This window comes from Streptomyces sp. NPDC096105 (assembly GCF_044763335.1).
Taxonomy (GTDB): domain Bacteria; phylum Actinomycetota; class Actinomycetes; order Streptomycetales; family Streptomycetaceae; genus Streptomyces.
This window is the reverse complement of record NZ_JBIWGC010000004.1, coordinates 14191-33656: the sequence shown is the minus strand read 5'-3', so window position 1 is coordinate 33656 and position 19466 is coordinate 14191. Positions and strand designations below refer to the sequence as shown.

The following is a 19466-nucleotide window of genomic DNA, read 5'->3' as shown; positions in this document are numbered from 1 at the left end:
GATCCGACAGCCCCTCCCCTCCCCCGCCGCGCCCGCCGCGCGGCGCGCAGACGAAGGACCCGCCACCCGATGAGCCCCGCAGACGGCGACCGTGCCCCGCAGCGCATCCTGATCGTCGACGACGAGCCGGCGGTGCGCGAAGCACTCCGGCGCAGCCTGGCCTTCGAGGGATACGACACCGAGGAGGCCGTCGACGGCGTGGACGCCCTGGAGAAGACGGCGGCCCACCGCCCCGACCTCCTCGTCCTCGACATCCAGATGCCCCGGATGGACGGTCTGACCGCCGCCCGCCGCATCCGCGCCACCGGCGACACCACGCCGATCCTGATGCTGACGGCCCGGGACACCGTCGGCGACCGGGTGACCGGTCTGGACGCGGGGGCGGACGACTACCTGGTGAAGCCGTTCGAGCTGGACGAGCTGTTCGCCCGGATCCGCGCCCTGCTGCGGCGCAGCTCGTACGCGGCGGCGGTGGCCGCCTCCGCCGGGACCGACGACGTCCTCACCTTCGCCGGCCTGACCATGAACCTGGCCACGCGGGAGGTGACCCGCGCCGGACGCCCGGTGGAGCTGACCCGCACGGAGTTCACCCTGCTGGAGATGTTCATGGCGCACCCGCGCCAGGTGCTCACCCGTGAGCAGATCCTCAAGGCGGTCTGGGGCTTCGACTTCGAGCCGTCGTCCAACTCGCTGGACGTGTACGTCATGTACCTGCGCCGCAAGACCGAGGCGGGCGGCGAGCCGCGCCTGGTGCACACGGTGCGGGGGGTGGGGTACGTGCTGCGGCAGGGCGGCGCGGAGTGACCGGACCGGTACGCCGTTTCCGTGCCCTGCCGATCCGGGCGCGGCTGTCGCTGCTGGTCGCCGCGGCCGTGGCGTTCGCGGTGGCCGCGGTGTCGGTGACCTGCTGGTTCATCGTGCAGGGCAAGCTGTACGAGCAGGTCGACGAGGATCTGAAGAAGGCGACCGTGCTGCAGGGCCCGCAGCGGGTGGACGAGATCCGCAGCGCCCTCACCGACTGCACGCAGACGCCCCGCGACAGCGGCGCGGGCGGTTTCCAGTACACGTACTCGCAGGTGGTCAAGGAGGACGGCACGGTCTGCCTGTTCCCCAGCTCGGTGGGGAGCGTGAAGGTCACCGCGTCGGACCGCAGGGTGATCGAGAACGCGGGCAGCGGCTCGCGGGGCATCTTCCGCGACGGCGCCGACCAGGACGGCGGCGACGTCCGCGTGCTGACCCTGCCGCTGGTCATCAACGACCCCGCCACGCTGACCAGCACCCACGCGGCCGTCATCGTGGCGGTCCCGCTGAAGGGCACCCGTTCCACGCTCAACGACCTGGCGCTGATCCTGCTGCTGGTCTCCGGTGTCGGGGTGCTCGGCTCGGCCGCCGCGGGTCTCGCCGTGGCCCGCGCCGGACTGCGCCCGGTCGACAAGCTCACCGAGGCCGTCGAACACGTCGCCCGCACCGAGGACCTGGGCGTCCGCATCCCCGTGGAGGACGAGTCGGAGGACGAGATCGCCCGCCTGTCGCGCTCCTTCAACTCCATGACGTCCGCCCTCGCCAGCTCCCGCGACCTGCAGCAGCAGCTCATCGCGGACGCCGGGCACGAACTGCGCACCCCGCTCACCTCGCTGCGCACCAACATCGAACTGCTGACCCGCAGCGAGGACACCGGGCGGCCCCTGCCGCCCGCCGACCGCAAGGCGCTGCTGGACTCGGTGAAGGCGCAGATGACGGAGCTGGCCGCGCTCATCGGCGACCTCCAGGAGCTGTCCCGCCCGGACCCGGGCCACCAGGCGGGCCGTGCGGAGATCGTCGCCTGGCAGGACGTGGTGGAGGCGGCCCTGCGCCGGGCCCGGCTGCGCGGCCCGGAGCTGACCATCACGGCCGGCCTGAGCCCCTGGTACGTGCGGGCCGAACCGGCGGCGCTGGAACGGGCGGTGGTCAACGTGCTGGACAACGCGGTGAAGTTCAGCCCGCCGGGCGGCACGATCGAGGTGCGGCTCGCCGACGGGGTCCTCACCGTCCGGGACCACGGTCCGGGCATCGCGGCCGACGAACTCCCGTACGTCTTCGACCGCTTCTGGCGCTCCCCCGGCGCCCGCGCCCTGCCCGGCTCGGGCCTCGGCCTGTCCATCGTGGCGCGCACGGTGCAGCAGGCGGGCGGCACGGTCGCCCTCACCCCGGCGGAGGGCGGCGGCACCACCGCCACCATCCGCCTCCCGGGCGCCCCGACCCCGCCGCCCGAGGTGCCCGGCGGCCCGTGACACCCTGGGGCGCATGGCGAACCCACCGGACGGGCTGCCCGTCTACCGCGTCCTGACCGGCCCCGACGACGCCGCGTTCTGCCGGCGGGTCAGCGAGGCGCTCGAGCTGGGGTACCGGCTGCACGAGGGGCCCGCCGTGACCTTCGACGGGGAGCGGGTCATCGTCGCGCAGGCGGTCGTGTGGGACGTGGAGGGCTGAGAACGGAAAGGGCCGGTGCACGGCACCGGCCCTTTCCGTGAACGGGTCACTGCACGATCGTGATGCGGTCCGCCGCCGGCGGGGCCAGCGGGGAGCCGGCCGAGGAGTTGGCCGTGAGGTACTGCTCCAGGGCCGTCAGGTCGTCCTCGCCGACCAGGTCGTCCGTGCCTTCGCCCAGGGTGGGGAAGCCGTCGCCGCCGCCCGCGAGGAAGCTGTTCGTCGCGACGCGGTAGTCGGCCGACGGGTCGACCGGCTCGCCGTTCAGCCGGATCGAGTCCGTGACGACCCGGTCGGCGCCGGTCCTCGTCAGGTCCAGCGTGTAGGTGAGACCGTCGGACACCTGGAGGATCTTCGGCGCGGCCTCGTTCGGGCCGCTGACCTGCTCCTTGAGGGCCTGGATCAGCTGCTCGCCGGTGAAGGTCCGCAGGTTGACCGTGTTGGCGAACGGCTGGACCGTGAAGGCCTCCGCGAAGGTCACCACGCCGTCGCCCTCACCGCCGCTCGCCGCGTAGGTGAGCGGGGCGCGGATGCCGCCCGGGTTCATCAGGGCGAGGTCGGTCTCCGGGTCCAGCGTGCGGGCGTACTCCAGCTGCGCGTCGGCGATCAGGTCGCCCAGCGGGGACTCGGTGCCGTCCTTGACGATGTCGCCGGAGATGTAGCCGATCGGGCGGTTGCCGATCGGGGCGGCGAGGGTGTTCCACTTGTCGATCAGGCGGGTCATGTCGGGCGCCTTGGGGACGTCCCGGGTCACCACGTGGTTCGCGGACTTCACGGCCGTACGGGCGATGTCGCCGGTCCGGCGGTCGTACGTCAGCGTGGTGTCGGTGTAGAGCCGGCCGAAGGACGCGGCGGAGGTGACCATGCGGGGCTTGCCCGCCGGGTCGGGGACGGTGCAGACGTACGCGTTGTGGGTGTGGCCGGTGACCAGCGCGTCCACCTCGGGCGAGACGTTCTTCGCGATGTCCGCGATCGGGCCGGAGATGCCGTCGCCGGCGCCGGGGGCGTCGCAGTCGTAGTTGTAGCTCTGCGAGGCCGGGAAGCCGCCCTCGTGGATCAGCGCCACGATGGACTTCACGCCCTTGCGGCGCAGCTCCTCGGCGTACTTGTCGATCGTCTCGACCTCGTCCTTGAAGGCGAGGCCCTTGACGCCCTCGGCGGACACGATGTCCGGGGTGCCCTCCAGGGTCACGCCGATGAAGCCGACCTTGACGTCCTTCTTCTTCCACACCCAGTACGGCTTGAGGAGCGGCTTCCTCGTCCTCTCGTCGAGGACGTTGGCCGCCAGGTACGGGAAGTCGGCGCCCTTGAACTTCTTGTCCGTGTAGCAGCCGTCCGTCGGGTGGCAGCCGCCGTTCTGCAGGCGGGACAGCTCCTTCGCGCCCTCGTCGAACTCGTGGTTGCCGACCGAGGTGACGTCCAGTTCGAGCTTGTTCAGCGCCTCGATGGTGGGCTCGTCGTGGAACAGGCCCGAGATCAGCGGGGACGCGCCGACCATGTCGCCGCCGGCCGCGGTGATGGAGTACGGGTTGCCCTTGCGGGCCTGGCGCAGATGCGTCGCCAGGTACTCCGCGCCGCCCGCGTCGATCGTCCTCGTCGTGCCGTCCGGCTGGAGTTCGGTGACCCGGCCGGAGGAACCGGCGGGCGGCTCCAGGTTGCCGTGCAGGTCGTTGAAGGACAGCAGCTGCACGTCCTGGTAGCGGCTCGGCCGGTGGCCCTCGCCCTTGCCGTGCTGCTCGCCCGCGCTCGCCGCCCCGGGCAGGGCCGCGGCGGCCAGGGCGCCGACGGTGAGGACGCCGGCGGCGGTCACGAGGAGACGGTTCGTACGGCGTCTGCGGCGCGGGTGCGCCGGGGATGTGGCTGGCATACGCCCCCCTGTCGGTGCGAGTGGGTACCGGCGCAGCCTAGGGTCAACGCGCGTAGCGCGACAGGGCTTCCGGGTCACAGCCTGGTTTATCTTTCGCCGCGACCGCCGCCGTCGCCCGTGCGGCACGCTGCCGCCCCCTCGCCGCGCCGTCCCTTTACCCTCGTACGCATGACCAGCGACGCGTTCTCCCGGCCCGGCCGCCCCCGTTCGCTCCAGACGTGCACCGCGCTCGACCAGGCGCAGGCCGACGCGGTCCTCGCCCTGCTCGACGAGGCGGCGCGCGACGACGGCCGGCAGGCCGTGTCCGAGCAGGGCCGGCTGCAACTGCGCGGCGGCGAGCGGGAGGGCGTCTCGCACCTGCTGCTGACCGTCGGCGAAGAGCTCGCCGGGTACGCCCAGTTGCAGGACACCGACCCGGTGGAGCCGCCGGCCGCTGAGCTGGTGGTGCGCCCCTCGTACCGCGGGCAGGGGCACGGGCGGGCGCTCGGCACGGCGCTGCTCGCCGCGTCGGGCAAGCGGCTGCGGGTGTGGGCGCACGGCGGGCGCTCCGCCGCCCGGCACCTGGCGCAGGTGCTCGGTCTGACGCTGTTCCGCGAACTACGGCAGATGCGGCGGCCGTTGGCGGGCCTCGACCTGCCCGACCCGGTGCTGCCGGAGGGCGTGACCGTGCGCACCTTCGAGCCCGGCCGGGACGACGCGGCCTGGCTCGCGCTGAACGCCGCCGCGTTCGCCCACCACCCCGAGCAGGGCTCCCTCACCCAGCGGGACCTCGACGACCGCAAGGCCGAGCCGTGGTTCGACCCCGAGGGCTTCTTCCTCGCCGAGCGCGACGGACGGCTGATCGGCTTCCACTGGACCAAGGTGCACGCCGACGAGGGCCTCGGCGAGGTGTACGTCCTCGGCGTCGCCCCCGGCGCCCAGGGCGGCGGACTCGGCAAGTCCCTGACGACGATCGGGCTGCGCCACCTCGCCGACCGGGGTCTGCCCACCGCGATGCTGTACGTCGACGCCGACAACAAGGCGGCGGTGTCCGTCTACGAGCGGCTGGGCTTCGTCACCCACGAGACGGACCTGATGTACCGGACGGAGACCTGAGCGGACGGAGCGCGCGCCGCCGGACCGGTTCGGCGCGGCGCACCGCGACCGCGAGCAGCGCGGCGCACAGCAGCGCCCCGCGGTCGTGGGCGTCCGCCCGGCACGGGTCGCCCGGCGCGGTGAACAGCGCCCGGTCCGCGGGGCTCAGCAGCGGCGCGAGCACCGCCGCCACGAGCAGGGACCCGGCGGCCGCCTGACCCGGCCGGGGCGGCCCCGGCGGCGCACCGCGGGGGCCGCCCCGGCCGGGGCGAGGACGGCCGCCGCCCCCACCGTGACGTCCCCGGCCGGCCGCGAGGCACGCGCTCCTCCGCCGGCGCCTCGCCGCGGTGGCGCAGCCGCCCTCGTGCCCCGGCCCCGCGCAGGGCGTCGACCGGCCGGCGCGTACCGCCGGTACCGCTCCCCGAAGGCGCGCCGGCCGCCGTCGGCGCGACGGTGCGCAGCGGCGCGCCGTCGCTCCTCCTCCCGCTCACGTCCCCTCGTCGCACGGGCCCCGCCGACCGGTTCACGGATCGGCGGTTGACTTTCGCACCCCCTTGCATCACCCTTTCACTACTCAATTAGTGAAAGGGTGGTTGTCGAGTGGTCGACTACCGCATCGACCGGCGCAGCGGCGTGGCCACCTACGTCCAGATCGTGCAGCAGACCAAGCAGGCGCTCCGCCTGGGACTGCTGGCCCCGGGCGACAGGCTGCCCACGGCCCGCGAGGTCGTGGAGGCCACCGCCGTCAACCCGAACACCGTGCTGAAGGCGTACCGGGAACTGGAGCGCGAGGGACTGGTCGAGGCCCGGCGCGGCCTCGGCACCTTCGTGCGCCGCTCCCTCGGCGCCGCCCCCGCCGACTCCCCGCTGCGCGCCGAGCTGGAGGACTGGGCCGCCCGGGCCCGGGAGTCCGGTCTGGAGCGGGAGGACGTCGCCGCGCTGTTCACCGCCGTACTCGAGACGCACTATCCGGAGCAGGACGCGCGCCCCGCGCCTGCGCACACCCCACAGGGAGACCCCTCATGACCGTCCCGGCCCTCGAGGCGGACGCGCTCGGCAAACGCTTCGGCCGGCGCGCCTGGGCGCTGCGCGACTGTTCCTTCCGGCTGCCCGCCGGACGTGTGTGCGCCGTCGTCGGCCCCAACGGCGCGGGCAAGTCCACCCTGCTCGCGCTCGCCGCGGGACTGCTCGCCCCCACCGAGGGCACGGTCCGCGTGCTCGGCGCCGCCCCGGCCGAAGCCCGTCCCCGGGTGGGCTTCGTCGACCAGGGCAAGCCGCTGTACTCGCAGCTCACGGTCGCCGAGACGCTGCGCATGGGCGCCGACCTCAACCCCGGCCACTGGGACGCCGGCACCGCGCTGCGGGTCGTGGCCGGCGGCGACCTGGACCCGGACCGGCGGATCCGCGCGCTCTCCGGCGGCCAGCGCACCCGTGTCGCGCTCGCGCTCGCCCTCGGCAAGCGGCCCGAGCTGCTGCTCATGGACGAACCGATGGCCGACCTCGATCCGCTGGCCCGGCACGAGCTGACGGGCGTCCTGATGGGGGAGGCGGCCGCCCACGGCACCACCATCGTGATGTCCTCGCACGTGGTCGCCGAGCTGGAGGACTCCTGCGACCACCTGCTGCTGGTCGGCGGCGGCCGGATCCGGCTCTCCGGCCCGATCGACGACCTGCTGGCCGCCCACAGCCGGGTGGCCGTCCCCGCCGCGGCGGACCTCGCGCCGCACGAGGTCGTCGAGTCCCGCACCACCGGCCGCCAGCTCAGCGCGCTGATCCGCCCGGCCGGCCCGCTGCCCGGCGACTGGCGCACCGGCACGCCGTCCCTGGAGGAACTCGTCCTGTCCTACCTGCGCAACCCCACGGCCCCGGCCCTGGTTCCCGCGCCCGAGTCCACGGAGGCCGCCGTATGACCGCCGCCCTGACCACCCCGGCCGCCCCCGCCACCGGCCACACCGCCCGCGCCCCCCGCCAGTGGCGCTGGCTGGTCCGGCTGCACCGCCCGGCCCTGATCGGCGGCGGCGTGCTGGTCCTGCTGACCGCGGCGGCACTGCTGTGGCTCGGCGGGCCCCTCACCGACTCCTCGGCGGCGGCCTGGCAGACGTACAAAGCCTGCGAGTGGGGATCGGCCTGCCGTTACGACCAGGACGCGATCGTCCGCTTCAAGGCCGTCTACACCTGGACGACGGTCGCCGTGCTCGCCGTGCCGTTCCTGGTCGCCGCCTGGGCGGGCGGCGCGCTCGTCGGCCGTGAGACGGAGTCCGGCACGGTCCGCCTGGCCTGGACCCAGGGCGTCTCCCCGGCCCGTTGGCTGGCCTCCCGGCTGGCCCTCCCCGCCCTGCTCGCCGTCGCCGCGGCCGGTCTGCCGGCGGCGCTGCACCGCTGGGCGTGGACGGCGGCCGACGGCCGCGTCGACAACACCAAGTCCTGGCACGTCTCCGCCACCTTCCACGCGGGCGGCACCGTCCCCGTGGGCCTGGCGCTGGCCGGTCTCGCGGCGGGCGTCTTGGCCGGGCTGGTCCTGCGCCGCACCCTGTCCGCCCTGGTCACCGCCGTCGCCGCCCTCGGCGCGCTGTGGGCGGGCGTCCATGCGGCCCTGCCGTACCTGTGGCCGTCCGTGACCCGGCTCAGCGCCCTGCACGAGGGGCCGGCGGGGAGCGGCCTGCACGTCCGTGAGGGCGTGCTGACCGACGGCGGGGGCCGGGCCGCGGCCCCGTGCCTCAACAGCCGGCTCTCCGACTGCGGTGACACCCTGGCCGACCTGGGCGCGACCGCCTTCTACCGCGACTTCCACCCCGCCTCCCACTACTGGCCGCTCCAGCTGGTCGCCACCGGCGTCCTGCTCACCGTCGCCGCCCTGCTGGCGTACGCGGCCTTCCGGGTGGTGCGGCGCACCACCGGGACGGCGCGCGGCTGACGCGTCCGGCCACCGGAGGGGGCGTGCCCGCACGGGTACGCCCCCTCCGCCGTGTCCCGGCGGGCCACCACCCGCTGTCCCGGACGTCATGTCGCCGTAACCACGGGTTCAGACGGCCTTGCGACGCTCGGCCCATGCATCCCGCCGCGCCAGAGCCCTCACCCGGCAGGGTGAACGGGAGGCACGGGAGCGCCTCAGGGCCACCACCGCTCCCACCCGCGCTTTCCGACGCGCCCGTGACACCGTCCGCGCGGAAGAATGGGGTCATGAGCCAGCCCGACACCCAGGCACAGGTCCAGCACTCGCAGCCCTCCGTGGGCTCCATCGCCGCGCACCGGCCGCACACCGTGGCCGGAGTGGTCTCCGACCTGGAACCCGACATCGACGCCGACCTGGACGGCTACGAGGAGGCGCACACGGACGGCGTCGCCCCGCTGCCGCGAGGCCGTTTCCTCGACCGCGAGCGCAGTTGGCTGGCGTTCAACGAGCGTGTGCTCGAACTGGCCGAGGATCCCGAGACCCCGCTGCTGGAGCGGGCGAACTTCCTCGCGATCTTCGCCAGCAACCTGGACGAGTTCTTCATGGTCCGGGTGGCGGGACTCAAGCGCCGCATAGCCACCGGCGTGGCCACCCGTTCCGCCTCCGGCCTCCAGCCGCGCGAGGTGCTGGAGATGATCTGGGCCCGCTCCCGCGAGCTGATGGCCCGGCACGCCGCCTGCTACCACGAGGACGTCGCCCCCGCCCTCGCGGAGGAGGGCATCCACCTGGTCCGCTGGAACGAGCTCACGGAGAAGGAGCAGGCCCGCCTCTTCACCCTGTTCCGGCACCAGATCTTCCCCGTGCTCACCCCGCTCGCGGTGGACCCGGCGCACCCCTTCCCGTACATCTCCGGCCTGTCGCTGAACCTGGCCGTGGTGGTGCGCAACCCGGTCACCGGGCACAAGCACTTCGCCCGGGTGAAGGTGCCGCCGCTGCTGTCCCGCTTCCTGGAGCCCTCCCCGGGCCGCTACGTCCCCGTCGAGGACGTCATCGCCGCCCACCTGGAGGAGCTGTTCCCGGGCATGGAGGTGCTGGAGCACCACGCCTTCCGGCTCACCCGCAACGAGGACCTGGAGGTCGAGGAGGACGACACCGAGAACCTCCTTCAGGCTCTGGAGAAGGAGCTGATGCGGCGCCGCTTCGGGCCGCCGGTGCGCCTGGAGGTGGAGGAGTCCGTCGACCGCGAGGTCCTCGACCTCCTCGTGCGCGAGCTGAAGATCTCCGAGGCCGAGGTGTACCCGCTGCCCGGCCCGCTCGACCTGACCGGCCTGTTCCGCATCCACAGCCTGGACCGGCCGGAGCTGAAGTACCCGAAGTTCGTCGCCGGCACCCACCGCGACCTGGCCGAGGTGGAGTCGGCGTCCGCGCCGGACGTCTTCGCCGCCCTGCGCAGCCGGGACGTGCTGCTGCACCACCCGTACGACTCGTTCTCCACGTCGGTGCAGGCGTTCCTGGAGCAGGCGGCGGCCGACCCGGACGTGCTGGCCATCAAGCAGACCCTGTACCGGACCTCCGGCGACTCCCCGATAGTGGACGCCCTCATCGACGCCGCCGAGTCCGGCAAGCAGGTCCTCGTCCTGGTCGAGATCAAGGCCCGCTTCGACGAGCACGCCAACATCAAGTGGGCGCGCAAGCTGGAGGAGGCCGGCTGCCACGTCGTCTACGGCCTGGTCGGCCTGAAGACCCACTGCAAGCTGTCGCTGGTGGTCCGCCAGGAGGGCGAGACGCTACGGCGTTACAGCCACGTCGGCACCGGCAACTACCACCCGAAGACGGCCCGGCTGTACGAGGACCTGGGGCTGCTCACCGCGGACCCGCAGGTCGGGGCGGACCTCTCCGACCTGTTCAACCGCCTCTCCGGCTACTCGCGGCGCGAGACCTACCGGCGGCTGCTGGTCGCTCCCAAGTCCCTGCGGGACGGTCTGGTCTCACGGATCGACAAGGAGGCCCAGCACCACCGTGCCGGGCGGCCCGCGTACGTCCGCATCAAGGTCAACTCGATGGTCGACGAGGCCGTCATCGACGCCTGCTACCGGGCGTCCCAGGCGGGCGTTCCGGTCGACATCTGGGTGCGCGGCATCTGCGCGATCCGGCCGGGCGTGCCGGGGCTGTCGGAGAATGTGCGGGTACGGTCCGTCCTCGGCCGCTTCCTCGAGCACTCCCGCGTGTTCGCCTTCGGCAACGGCGGCGAGCCCGAGGTGTGGTTCGGCAGCGCCGACATGATGCACCGCAACCTCGACCGGCGGATCGAGGCACTGGTGCGGGTCACCGACCCGGCCCACCGGGCCGTCCTCAACCGGCTGCTGGAGACCGGCATGTCCGACACCACGGCGTCCTGGCACCTCGGCCCGGACGGCGAATGGACCCGGCACTCCACGGACGCGGACGGCCAGCCGCTGCGGAACATCCAGGAGACGCTCATTGACGCCCGGAGGCGCCGGCGTGGCACAGCAGCCCCATGACCCGACGGCCGGTCCGGTGCCGGCGGACGTCCTGGCCCGTCATCTGCGGGAGAGAGCGACCGAGTTCCTCCGCGCGCTGCGCCTCCACCGGGAGTCCGGTGCGGGCGCGGCGTCGGAGGACTCCGCCGAGGCGGCCCGCGCGCTGAGGCGCGCGGCCCGCCGCATCAGCGCCGGGCTGTACACCTTCCAGCCGGTCCTGGACCCCGTCTGGTCCCAGGCCCTGGGCCCCGAACTGGCCTGGGTCTCGGGGACCCTGTCCCTGGAGGACGCGTGCGCGAACCGCCTCGACCGTCTCCTCCAGGCCCTCCACCGCCTCTCGGGCCCCGCGGCCCCGGACCACCCGCCCGGCACCCGGCTCGCGTCCCGCGTCCCCGACGCGCCCGCGCCCGCGCCCGCCGACGGCGCCCCGCCCGGCGTGCCCCGCCCCGCCGCGGCCCGCCGCGCCACCACCGGCACCGTGATCGCCACCGTCCCGGCCCCGGACGGCCGCCGCGCCGCCGACCGGCGCACGGAGGAGACTCCCCCTCCTGCCGGCCCCCGCTCCTCCCGCCCCGCCGCCGACCGGGGCCCCCTCGCCTTAGGCGCCGCCAAGGCCGGGGCCCTGCTGGACCGGCAGCTCACGCTCGCGCGGACGCGGGCGCACTCGACCGCGTTGCGGGCGCTCGAGTCGGCCCGGTTCCACGCCGTGGCCGATCAGGTGGCCGTGCTGGCCAGCGAGGTACCGCTGACGCCGGCGGCCGAGGGCGCCGACCTGCGCCCGCTGGCGGACGCGGCGCGGGAGCGGCTCGCGGACGCCGTCGCCGCACTGCCCCTGCTCACCGCGGGCAGCCCGTACAACGCCGAGGCGCTGGCGCACGGCCTGTCCCCGGACTCCGCCCCGCACCCGCAGGACACCCCCTGGCACCAGGTGCGGCTCCTGCTCCGCCTGCACCGCTACGCCCGCGAGGCCCTGGACCCGGCCGCGGGCGACGACCCCCGGCTGCGCGCCGCCGGCGAGGCGCTGGACCGGCACCGTGACGCCGCCGAGGCCGCGGCCGCCGCCGCGCAGGCGGCCCGCACGCCGCGGATCGCCCCGGCCACGGCGTACGCGCTGGGCGTGCTCCACGCCGACCAGCGGCATGAGGTGGAGGCGGCGCGGTACGCGTTCCAGCGCGCCTGGCAGAAGCCGGCCGCCGGCGCGCCGTAGCCGTAGCCGTACGGAACCGAGGAGGCACCCGGTGCGTACCCCCCGACCCGCCCGGAGCGGCGCCCTCACCGTCGAGGCCGCCGGCTGCGTCCTGTGGCGCCGCTCGCCCGTCACCGGTGAGCTGGAGCTGTGCCTGGTCCACCGGCCCAGGTACGACGACTGGTCCTGGCCCAAGGGCAAGCTGAAGCACGGCGAGGACCCGCTCGCCGGCGCCCTGCGCGAGGTCGCCGAGGAGACCGGGCACACCGCCGTGCCGGCCGCCGAGCTGCCCAGCACCCGCTACCTCGCGCACGGCCGCCCGAAGCGGGTCCGCTACTGGGCGGCCGAGGCCGTCTCCGGCACGTTCACGCCCGGTGACGAGGTCGACCGGATCCTGTGGCTCCCTCCGGACGCCGCCCGCCGCCACCTCACCTCGCCGATGGACGCCGGCCTGGTGGACGCCCTCCTCGCCACCCTCCGCCCGGCCGGCTGAGAGCGCCCGCTCCACGGCCTCACCGCACCGTCCACAGGGGTTCACCCCTCGTTCATGTACGTCCATCGACCGCTTCACCTGTTCTGCCTAATTTCGGCCTTACGCGGTGCGGATCGCCCGGACACGAACCCTTACAGGACGAGGCGACCGCCTCACCCACACTTCGCACGCCGCCGAATTCAGGACGGCGGCCACTGGAAGGAACAAAAGTGAAGCTTCAGCGCATGAACCGGCGGGCCCTCGCTCTCGGTGCTCTCGCCGTCTCCGGCGCCCTGGCCCTCACGGCGTGCGGCTCCGACGACACCGGCAACAACGACGGCGGCGGCGCCTCGGCGACCGCGCAGGCCGGCAACATCGACTGCGGCGACGCCAAGGGCCAGCTCCAGGCGTCCGGCTCCTCCGCCCAGAAGAACGCGATCGACGCCTGGGTGAAGCAGTACACCGCGGCCTGCAAGGACGTGCAGATCAACTACAACCCGACGGGTTCGGGCGCCGGCATCACCGCGTTCACCCAGGGCCAGACCGCGTTCGCCGGCTCCGACTCCGCGCTGAAGCCCGAGGAGATCGAGGCGTCGAAGAAGGTCTGCACCGACGGCCAGGGCATCGACCTGCCCATGGTCGGCGGCCCGATCGCGGTCGGCTTCAACGTCCCCGGCGTGGACACCCTCGCCCTGGACGCCTCGACGCTCGCGAAGATCTTCGACAACAAGATCACCAAGTGGAACGACCCGGCGATCGCCAAGCTCAACCCCGACGCCGACCTCCCCGACCTGAAGATCCAGGCCTTCCACCGCTCCGACGAGTCCGGCACCACGGACAACTTCACCAAGTACCTGAAGGCCGCCGCGCCCAAGGACTGGGCGTACGAGCCGGGCAAGTCCTGGGAGGCCGAGGGCGGCCAGTCCGCGCAGGGCTCCTCCGGTGTCGCCCAGCAGGTGAAGCAGACCTCCGGCGCCATCTCGTACTTCGAGCTGTCCTACGCCTCGGACGGCATCAAGACCGTCGACATCAAGACCGAGGCCGCCGAGCCGGTCAAGGCGACCATCGAGAACGCCACCGCCGCCATCGGCGCCGCCAAGGTGGTCGGCACCGGCAAGGACCTCGCGCTGGAGCTCGACTACACCCCGTCCGCCGACGGCGCCTACCCGATCGTCCTGGTGACGTACGAGATCGTCTGCGACAAGGGCAACAAGGCCGACACCCTGCCCGCCACCAAGTCCTTCCTGAACTACATGGCCTCCGAGGAGGGTCAGGGCCAGCTGGCCGACGCCGGCTACGCCCCGATGCCGCAGGAGATCATCACCAAGGTCCGCGAGACCATCTCGAGCCTCAGCTGACCCGAGTGTGCGGCCCGGCCCCGGCCGGGCCGCACCGTCCGGTGCACCGCCAACAGGAGCCCTCCGGGCCGGACGGCTCCGACCGAGCCGCCCGGTCCGGCGGCTCCGCAGACCGGAGAACCCGATGGACATCACCACGCAGAAACCCGCCGCACCGCCGGCGCCCGCCCCGGCCGCGCCCGTGGACAGCGGCGCCGCGCGCGGCGTCACCCGCCCCGGCGACCGGATCTTCCTCGGGCTGTCCCGGGGGTCCGGCATCCTCGTCCTGGTCCTGATGGCCGCCATCGCGGCCTTCCTCACCTACCGCGCCTCGCTGGCCATCGCCAAGGACGAGGCCAACTTCTTCACCACCTTCGAGTGGAACCCCAGCGGCTCCCCGCCGGAGTTCGGCATCGCGGTCCTGGCCTTCGGCACCGTCGTGTCGTCGATCATCGCCATGGTCATCGCCGTGCCGATCGCCGTCGCGATCGCCCTGTTCATCACCCACTACGCCCCGCGCCGCCTCGGCGGCCCCATCGGCTACGTGATCGACCTGCTCGCCGCCGTCCCGTCCATCGTCTACGGCCTGTGGGGCGCCCTCGTCCTGGTGCCGCACATGGACGGCCTGTACGGCTGGCTCGACGACTACCTCGGCTGGACCGGGATCCTGGAGTGGAACGAGGGCGCCCCGCGCTCGCTGTTCACCGTCGGCATCCTGCTCGCGGTGATGATCCTGCCGATCATCACCAACGTCAGCCGTGAGGTGTTCCGCCAGGTCCCTCAGACGCACGAGGAGGCCGCCCTGGCCCTCGGCGCCACCCGCTGGGAGGTCATCCGCATGTCGGTGCTGCCGTTCGGCCGCTCCGGCGTGATCTCCGCGTCGATGCTGGGCCTCGGCCGTGCTCTCGGCGAGACCATGGCCGTCGCCATGGTGCTCTCCCCGAGCTTCACCATCAACGCCAGCCTGCTCGACCCGGGCGGCGGCACCTTCGCCCAGAACATCGCCAGCAAGTTCAACGAGGCCACCGAGATGGGCCGGGACGCGCTGATCGCCTCCGGTCTCGTGCTGTTCGTCATCACGCTGCTGGTCAACGGCGCGGCCCGGCTGATCATCGCCCGCCGCAAGGAGTACTCGGGGGCCAACGCATGAGCCACGCACCGCACGCCACCCTCCCGTCCGGCTCGCTGCGCGGGGCGACCCTGCCGAAGTGGTTCCCCTGGGCGGTCGCCGGCGCCTCCGCCGCGCTCGGCTACGGCATCAGCGCCGCGGCCGGGCTGCAGAGCGACATCCAGTGGGCGCTGATCGCGGCGCTGCTGTTCGTCGGCGGCTCGTACGCCGTCTCCGCCAAGGTCGAGGGGCGCCGGCAGGCCCGGGACCGCACCGCGACCAGCCTGGTGTGGGTGGCGTTCCTGCTGGCGGTCATCCCGCTCGCGTCGCTGACCTGGGACACCGTCAAGCGGGGCATCAAGGTCCTCGACGGCTACTTCCTCACCCACTCGATGGGCGTGGTCGCCGACACCGAGCCCGGCGGCGGCATCTACCACGCCCTGCTGGGCACCCTGGAGCAGGTCGGCCTCGCCACCGCGATCTCGGTGCCGGTCGGCGTGCTCACCGCGATCTACCTCGTCGAGTACGGCCGCGGCCGGCTCGCCAAGGCCGTGACCTTCTTCGTCGACGTCATGACGGGCATCCCGTCCATCGTCGCGGGCCTGTTCGTCCTCAGTCTGTGGATCCTGATCCTCGGCATGGGCTACTCGGGCTTCGCCGGCTCGATGGCGCTGTCCATCCTGATGATCCCGGTGGTCGTGCGCTCCACGGAGGAGATGCTCAAGCTCGTCCCGAACGAGCTGCGCGAGGCGTCCCTCGCCCTGGGCGTCCCCAAGTGGCGCACCATCCTCAAGGTGGTCCTGCCCACGTCCGTCGGCGGCATCACCACCGGCGTGATGCTCGCGATCGCCCGTATCACCGGTGAGACGGCCCCCGTGCTGCTCCTGGTCTGGGGCACGAACTTCATCAACGCCAACCCGTTCCAGGACCCGCAGGCCTCGCTGCCGATGTACATCTACCTGCAGTACACCAACGGCTCCGAGGCGGCGTACGACCGTGCCTGGGCGGCGGCCCTGACGCTCATCGCGTTCATCATGATCCTCAACCTGGTGGCCCGCGGCATAGCCCGCTGGAAGGCCCCGCAGACCGGTCGCTGACCGGCCCCCCCCACAGTCGTCGGCGACCCGAAAGAAGCAGTGATACCCATGGCCAAGCGCATCGACGTCAGCGGCCTCAACGCCTACTACGGTTCCTTCCTGGCCATCGAGGACATCTCGATGACCATCGAGCCCCGCTCCGTGACAGCCTTCATCGGCCCCTCCGGCTGCGGCAAGTCGACCTTCCTGCGCACCCTCAACCGCATGCACGAGGTGACCCCGGGCGGGCGGGTCGACGGCAAGGTCATGCTCGACGACGAGAACCTCTACGGCCCGGGCATCGACCCGGTGGCCGTGCGGCGCGAGGTCGGCATGGTCTTCCAGCGCCCGAACCCGTTCCCCACCATGTCGGTCTACGACAACGTGGCGGCGGGCCTGCGCCTGAACGGCAAGTACCGCAAGTCCCAGCTGGACGACATCGTCGAGAAGTCCCTGCGGGGCGCCAACCTGTGGAACGAGGTCAAGGACCGGCTGAACAAGCCCGGCTCGGGCCTCTCCGGCGGCCAGCAGCAGCGTCTGTGCATCGCGCGGGCCATCGCGGTCGAGCCGAACGTGCTGCTGATGGACGAGCCCTGCTCCGCCCTGGACCCGATCTCCACCCTGGCCATCGAGGACCTGATCGGGGAGCTGAAGGAGCGCTTCACGATCGTCATCGTGACGCACAACATGCAGCAGGCGGCGCGCGTCTCGGACCGCACGGCGTTCTTCAACCTGGCGGCGGTCGGCAAGCCCGGGAAGCTGATCGAGATCGACGAGACGGAGCGCATCTTCTCCAACCCGTCCGTGCAGGCCACCGAGGACTACATCTCCGGCCGCTTCGGCTGACCGGTCCCCTCGCGGTGCTGCATGGCGGTGCCACCGCGAGGTACGAAGGGCCCGCCCCCACTCGACGGGGGCGGGCCCTTCCGCATGCTTGCCGTACGGGGACCCCGGCGTGCCGCCGTACGCGGTCCTCGGCTACAGCGCGATCAGATGCACCAGTCCGAAACAGGCCGCGGCCACCAGGGCGGCGGCCGGCATGGTGATGAACCAGCCCAGGACGATGTTCTTCGCGACGCCCCAGCGCACGGCGTTGACCCGCTTGGTGGCGCCCACGCCCATGATCGCGGAGGTGATCACGTGGGTGGTGGAGATCGGCGCGTGGAAGATGAACGCCGAGCCGAACATGATCGAGGCGCCGGTGGTCTCGGCGGCGAAGCCCTGCGGCGGGTCCAGCTCGATGATCTTCCGGCCCAGGGTGCGCATGATGCGCCAGCCGCCCGCGTAGGTGCCGAGGGACAGCATCACGGCACAGGCGATCTTCACCCACACCGGGATCGGGTCGCCGTAGTCCTCGACGTCGGCGATGACCAGGGCCATCACCACGATGCCCATCGTCTTCTGGGCGTCCTGGAGTCCGTGGCCCAGGGCCATGCCGGCCGCGGACACCGTCTGGGCGATGCGGAAGCCGCGCTTGGCCTTGTGCGGGTTGGCCCGCCGGAAGATCCACATGATCGCGGTCATCACCAGGTAACCGGCGATCAGACCGACCACGGGCGACACGAACATCGGAATGACGATCTTGTCGACGACGCCGTGCCAGTAGACGGTCGTCCCGCCGGCCAGCGCGGCGCCCACCATGCCGCCGAACAGGGCGTGGGACGACGACGAGGGCAGACCGAAGTACCAGGTGATCAGGTTCCAGGTGATGGCGCCCACCAGCGCGGCGAAGAGGATCCCCATCCCCGTCGACCCCTCGGGCGTCTCGATCAGCCCCTCACTGACGGTCTTGGCCACCCCGGAGCCCATGAACGCACCGGCGAGGTTCATCACGGCCGCCATCGCGAGCGCCACCCGGGGCGTGAGCGCCCGGGTGGACACGGAGGTGGCGATCGCGTTGGCCGAGTCGTGGAAGCCGTTGGTGTAGGTGAAGAAGAGCGCGACCCCGATGGTCACGACCAGAGCGAAGGTGTCCATGAAGTGCTCAGGACTCCTTGACGGCGATGGTCTCCACCGTGTTCGCCACGTGCTCGAAGGCGTCGGCCGCCTCCTCCAGTACGTCCACGATCTGCTTGAGCTTCAGCACCTCGATCGCGTCGTACTTGCCGTTGAAGAGGTGGGCGAGCAGCTTGCGGTGGATCTGGTCGGCCTGGTTCTCCAGCCGGTTGACCTCGATCCAGTACTCGGTGAGGTTCTCCATGGTGCGCAGGTGCGGCATGGCCTCCGCGGTCAGCTCCGCCGCCCGCGCCAGGACCTCGATCTGCTGCTCGACGCCCTTGGGCAGCTCCTCGACGTTGTAGAGGACGACCAGGTCGACGGCCTCCTCCATGAAGTCCATGATGTCGTCGAGGGAGGACGCCAGGGCGTAGATGTCCTCGCGGTCGAACGGCGTGATGAACGAGGAGTTCAACTGGTGGAAGATCGCGTGCGTGGCATCGTCACCGGCGTGTTCCGCGGCCCGCATACGCTCTGCGATCTCGGCCCGGGCGGAGGGGTCCGCCCCGAGCAGTTCCATCAGGAGCTTCGAGCCCGTGACGATGTTGTCCGCGGACGCGGCGAACATGTCGTAGAAGCTCGTCTCCCTGGGGGTCAGACGAAAGCGCACGTGGGGTCCTCGGTATGCGTCGGTTTCGGTCAGGCTGATGCTAGGCACATCATCCGGCCACCAATAACGGCCGCCCCCCAGTGTCGCCCATCAGGCACAGTGATGAGTACGGGGGCGGCGGGTGCGTCCCACCGGAGAGCGGCCCTGGCGCGGACCGGCCGTCCCCGGACCGGCGACGTTCGGTAACATATACCCACCAGGGGTATATAGCGCCCATCAGGACACCAGGAGGACGCGATGACCACCACCGGAACCGGCGCGCACGCGCCCTCCTCCCCGGAGACGGCCGACGCCGCGGGGACGGCGCCCGCCGTGGACACGACGGATGTGACGGACGTTACGGACATCGTGACCGATCACGACCGCGGCATCCACGGCTACCACCACCAGAAGCAGGAGCACCTCAAGCGGCTGCGCCGCATCGAGGGCCAGATCCGCGGACTGCAGCGGATGGTCGACGAGGACGTCTACTGCATCGACATACTCACCCAGGTGTCCGCCTCCACGAAGGCGCTGCAGTCGTTCGCGCTGCAGTTGCTGGAGGAGCACCTGCGCCACTGCGTCGCGGACGCGGCCGTCAAGGGCGGCGACGAGATCGACGCGAAGGTCAAGGAAGCCACGCAGGCCATCGCCCGCATGCTGCGGACCTGACCCTCTCCCCGTGGCCGGGGCCTCAGGGCCCGGCGGTGTCCGTCCGCGCCTCGGCCACCCGCAGCACCTCGTCGATGCTCTCCAGGCTCAGCCGGTCCTCGGCGTTGGACGCGGCGATGATCAGCTCGCCGCACAGTTCGATCTCGGCGAGCGCCACGTGATCCTGGACCGGGACCGTCCCCCTCCCGAGCGGAGCCACGCGCCTCACCTCACTCTGTCGTCACCGCCTT

General features: G+C 72.5%; 19 protein-coding genes. 15 read left to right on the top strand and 4 right to left on the bottom strand.

Going from position 1 to position 19466, the window contains the following annotated elements; translation table 11 throughout:
* The first annotated feature begins 69 nt into the window (after window positions 1-69).
* From ACIQ8B_RS07940 to ACIQ8B_RS07930, 3 genes are read left to right on the top strand one after another with little or no spacing between them, the layout of a single operon-like run.
* Window positions 70-804, top strand: coding sequence for a response regulator transcription factor (locus ACIQ8B_RS07940; protein ID WP_403546091.1), 735 nt, complete (start codon window positions 70-72; stop codon window positions 802-804).
* Window positions 801-2270 (top strand): ATP-binding protein, encoded by a 1470-nt coding sequence (locus tag ACIQ8B_RS07935; RefSeq protein WP_403546089.1) that lies wholly within the window; start codon window positions 801-803, stop codon window positions 2268-2270. The genes ACIQ8B_RS07940 and ACIQ8B_RS07935 overlap by 4 nt, the downstream gene beginning before the upstream one ends.
* 13 nt (window positions 2271-2283) lie before the next feature.
* The gene (locus tag ACIQ8B_RS07930) at window positions 2284-2469 is read left to right on the top strand and encodes a DUF1737 domain-containing protein (RefSeq protein ID WP_106413573.1); all 186 of its coding nucleotides are present in this window, start codon (window positions 2284-2286) and stop codon (window positions 2467-2469) included.
* A 46-nt stretch (window positions 2470-2515) separates the two neighbouring features.
* Here the strand turns inward: ACIQ8B_RS07930 and ACIQ8B_RS07925 are convergent, their stop codons facing one another.
* Window positions 2516-4333, bottom strand: a complete 1818-nt coding sequence (locus ACIQ8B_RS07925; protein WP_403546086.1) for a bifunctional metallophosphatase/5'-nucleotidase — start codon at window positions 4331-4333, stop codon at window positions 2516-2518.
* Between the two features lie 168 nt (window positions 4334-4501).
* On the opposite strand from ACIQ8B_RS07925, the gene mshD reads away from it, so the two are divergent.
* From mshD to pstB, 11 genes are all read left to right on the top strand, one after another.
* Entirely contained in the window at window positions 4502-5428 is a 927-nt protein-coding gene (gene mshD / locus ACIQ8B_RS07920) for a mycothiol synthase (protein WP_403546084.1), read from the top strand.
* Between the two features lie 579 nt (window positions 5429-6007).
* Window positions 6008-6433: a GntR family transcriptional regulator gene (locus ACIQ8B_RS07915; protein WP_290001760.1), complete on the top strand. Its 426-nt coding sequence runs from the start codon at window positions 6008-6010 to the stop codon at window positions 6431-6433.
* Window positions 6430-7317 carry an ABC transporter ATP-binding protein gene (locus ACIQ8B_RS07910; RefSeq protein ID WP_403546082.1) on the top strand — a complete coding sequence of 296 codons (888 nt, stop codon included), beginning with the start codon at window positions 6430-6432 and terminating at the stop codon, window positions 7315-7317. Before ACIQ8B_RS07915 ends, ACIQ8B_RS07910 begins: the two co-directional genes overlap by 4 nt.
* Complete coding sequence (locus tag ACIQ8B_RS07905; protein ID WP_403546080.1) at window positions 7314-8321, top strand: ABC transporter permease; 1008 nt, start codon at window positions 7314-7316, stop codon at window positions 8319-8321. The genes ACIQ8B_RS07910 and ACIQ8B_RS07905 overlap by 4 nt, the downstream gene beginning before the upstream one ends.
* Before the next feature lie 134 nt (window positions 8322-8455).
* Complete coding sequence (locus ACIQ8B_RS07900) at window positions 8456-10822, top strand: RNA degradosome polyphosphate kinase (RefSeq protein WP_403546078.1); 2367 nt, start codon at window positions 8456-8458, stop codon at window positions 10820-10822.
* Window positions 10803-12008 (top strand): CHAD domain-containing protein, encoded by a 1206-nt coding sequence (locus ACIQ8B_RS07895; protein WP_403546076.1) that lies wholly within the window; start codon window positions 10803-10805, stop codon window positions 12006-12008. The genes ACIQ8B_RS07900 and ACIQ8B_RS07895 overlap by 20 nt, the downstream gene beginning before the upstream one ends.
* Window positions 12009-12039: 31 nt before the next feature.
* On the top strand, window positions 12040-12480 hold the full coding sequence (locus ACIQ8B_RS07890) for an NUDIX hydrolase (protein ID WP_106413566.1): 441 nt from the start codon (window positions 12040-12042) through the stop codon (window positions 12478-12480).
* A 209-nt stretch (window positions 12481-12689) separates the two neighbouring features.
* Entirely contained in the window at window positions 12690-13817 is a 1128-nt protein-coding gene (gene pstS / locus ACIQ8B_RS07885; RefSeq protein WP_290001777.1) for a phosphate ABC transporter substrate-binding protein PstS, read from the top strand.
* 124 nt (window positions 13818-13941) lie between these two features.
* Complete coding sequence (gene pstC, locus ACIQ8B_RS07880; RefSeq protein ID WP_403546073.1) at window positions 13942-14946, top strand: phosphate ABC transporter permease subunit PstC; 1005 nt, start codon at window positions 13942-13944, stop codon at window positions 14944-14946.
* A complete protein-coding gene (gene pstA / locus ACIQ8B_RS07875) occupies window positions 14943-16001 on the top strand; it encodes a phosphate ABC transporter permease PstA (RefSeq protein WP_290001783.1) in 1059 nt (352 codons plus the stop codon). The genes pstC and pstA overlap by 4 nt, the downstream gene beginning before the upstream one ends.
* A 48-nt stretch (window positions 16002-16049) precedes the next feature.
* Window positions 16050-16826, top strand: a complete 777-nt coding sequence (pstB, locus tag ACIQ8B_RS07870) for a phosphate ABC transporter ATP-binding protein PstB (RefSeq protein ID WP_290001788.1) — start codon at window positions 16050-16052, stop codon at window positions 16824-16826.
* Between the two features lie 132 nt (window positions 16827-16958).
* On the opposite strand, the gene ACIQ8B_RS07865 is transcribed toward pstB, so the two are convergent.
* Together ACIQ8B_RS07865 and ACIQ8B_RS07860 are read right to left on the bottom strand one after the other, a co-directional pair.
* Window positions 16959-17957 carry an inorganic phosphate transporter gene (locus ACIQ8B_RS07865; protein WP_106413562.1) on the bottom strand — a complete coding sequence of 333 codons (999 nt, stop codon included), beginning with the start codon at window positions 17955-17957 and terminating at the stop codon, window positions 16959-16961.
* Between the two features lie 7 nt (window positions 17958-17964).
* On the bottom strand, window positions 17965-18585 hold the full coding sequence (locus ACIQ8B_RS07860) for a DUF47 domain-containing protein (RefSeq protein WP_290001794.1): 621 nt from the start codon (window positions 18583-18585) through the stop codon (window positions 17965-17967).
* Window positions 18586-18822: 237 nt separating this feature from the next.
* On the opposite strand from ACIQ8B_RS07860, the gene ACIQ8B_RS07855 reads away from it, so the two are divergent.
* On the top strand, window positions 18823-19236 hold the full coding sequence (locus ACIQ8B_RS07855) for a metal-sensitive transcriptional regulator (RefSeq protein ID WP_365417141.1): 414 nt from the start codon (window positions 18823-18825) through the stop codon (window positions 19234-19236).
* A 22-nt stretch (window positions 19237-19258) separates the two neighbouring features.
* Here ACIQ8B_RS07855 and ACIQ8B_RS07850 read toward each other — a convergent pair whose 3' ends face one another.
* Window positions 19259-19444 (bottom strand): hypothetical protein, encoded by a 186-nt coding sequence (locus ACIQ8B_RS07850; protein ID WP_189408818.1) that lies wholly within the window; start codon window positions 19442-19444, stop codon window positions 19259-19261.
* Window positions 19445-19466 lie beyond the last annotated feature (22 nt).

What these genes read in the sequence shown, in the direction of transcription:
- ACIQ8B_RS07855 (WP_365417141.1), top strand. Translation starts at nt 18,823, where the DNA reads ATGACCACCACCGGAACCGGCGCGCACGCGCCCTCCTCCCCGGAGACG.
- pstA (WP_290001783.1), top strand. Translation starts at nt 14,943, where the DNA reads ATGAGCCACGCACCGCACGCCACCCTCCCGTCCGGCTCGCTGCGCGGG.
- mshD (WP_403546084.1), top strand. Translation starts at nt 4,502, where the DNA reads ATGACCAGCGACGCGTTCTCCCGGCCCGGCCGCCCCCGTTCGCTCCAG.
- ACIQ8B_RS07865 (WP_106413562.1), bottom strand. Translation starts at nt 17,957, where the DNA reads ATGGACACCTTCGCTCTGGTCGTGACCATCGGGGTCGCGCTCTTCTTC.
- ACIQ8B_RS07925 (WP_403546086.1), bottom strand. Translation starts at nt 4,333, where the DNA reads ATGCCAGCCACATCCCCGGCGCACCCGCGCCGCAGACGCCGTACGAAC.
- ACIQ8B_RS07900 (WP_403546078.1), top strand. Translation starts at nt 8,456, where the DNA reads ATGCATCCCGCCGCGCCAGAGCCCTCACCCGGCAGGGTGAACGGGAGG.
- ACIQ8B_RS07910 (WP_403546082.1), top strand. Translation starts at nt 6,430, where the DNA reads ATGACCGTCCCGGCCCTCGAGGCGGACGCGCTCGGCAAACGCTTCGGC.
- pstB (WP_290001788.1), top strand. Translation starts at nt 16,050, where the DNA reads ATGGCCAAGCGCATCGACGTCAGCGGCCTCAACGCCTACTACGGTTCC.
- pstC (WP_403546073.1), top strand. Translation starts at nt 13,942, where the DNA reads ATGGACATCACCACGCAGAAACCCGCCGCACCGCCGGCGCCCGCCCCG.
- ACIQ8B_RS07905 (WP_403546080.1), top strand. Translation starts at nt 7,314, where the DNA reads ATGACCGCCGCCCTGACCACCCCGGCCGCCCCCGCCACCGGCCACACC.
- ACIQ8B_RS07930 (WP_106413573.1), top strand. Translation starts at nt 2,284, where the DNA reads ATGGCGAACCCACCGGACGGGCTGCCCGTCTACCGCGTCCTGACCGGC.
- ACIQ8B_RS07940 (WP_403546091.1), top strand. Translation starts at nt 70, where the DNA reads ATGAGCCCCGCAGACGGCGACCGTGCCCCGCAGCGCATCCTGATCGTC.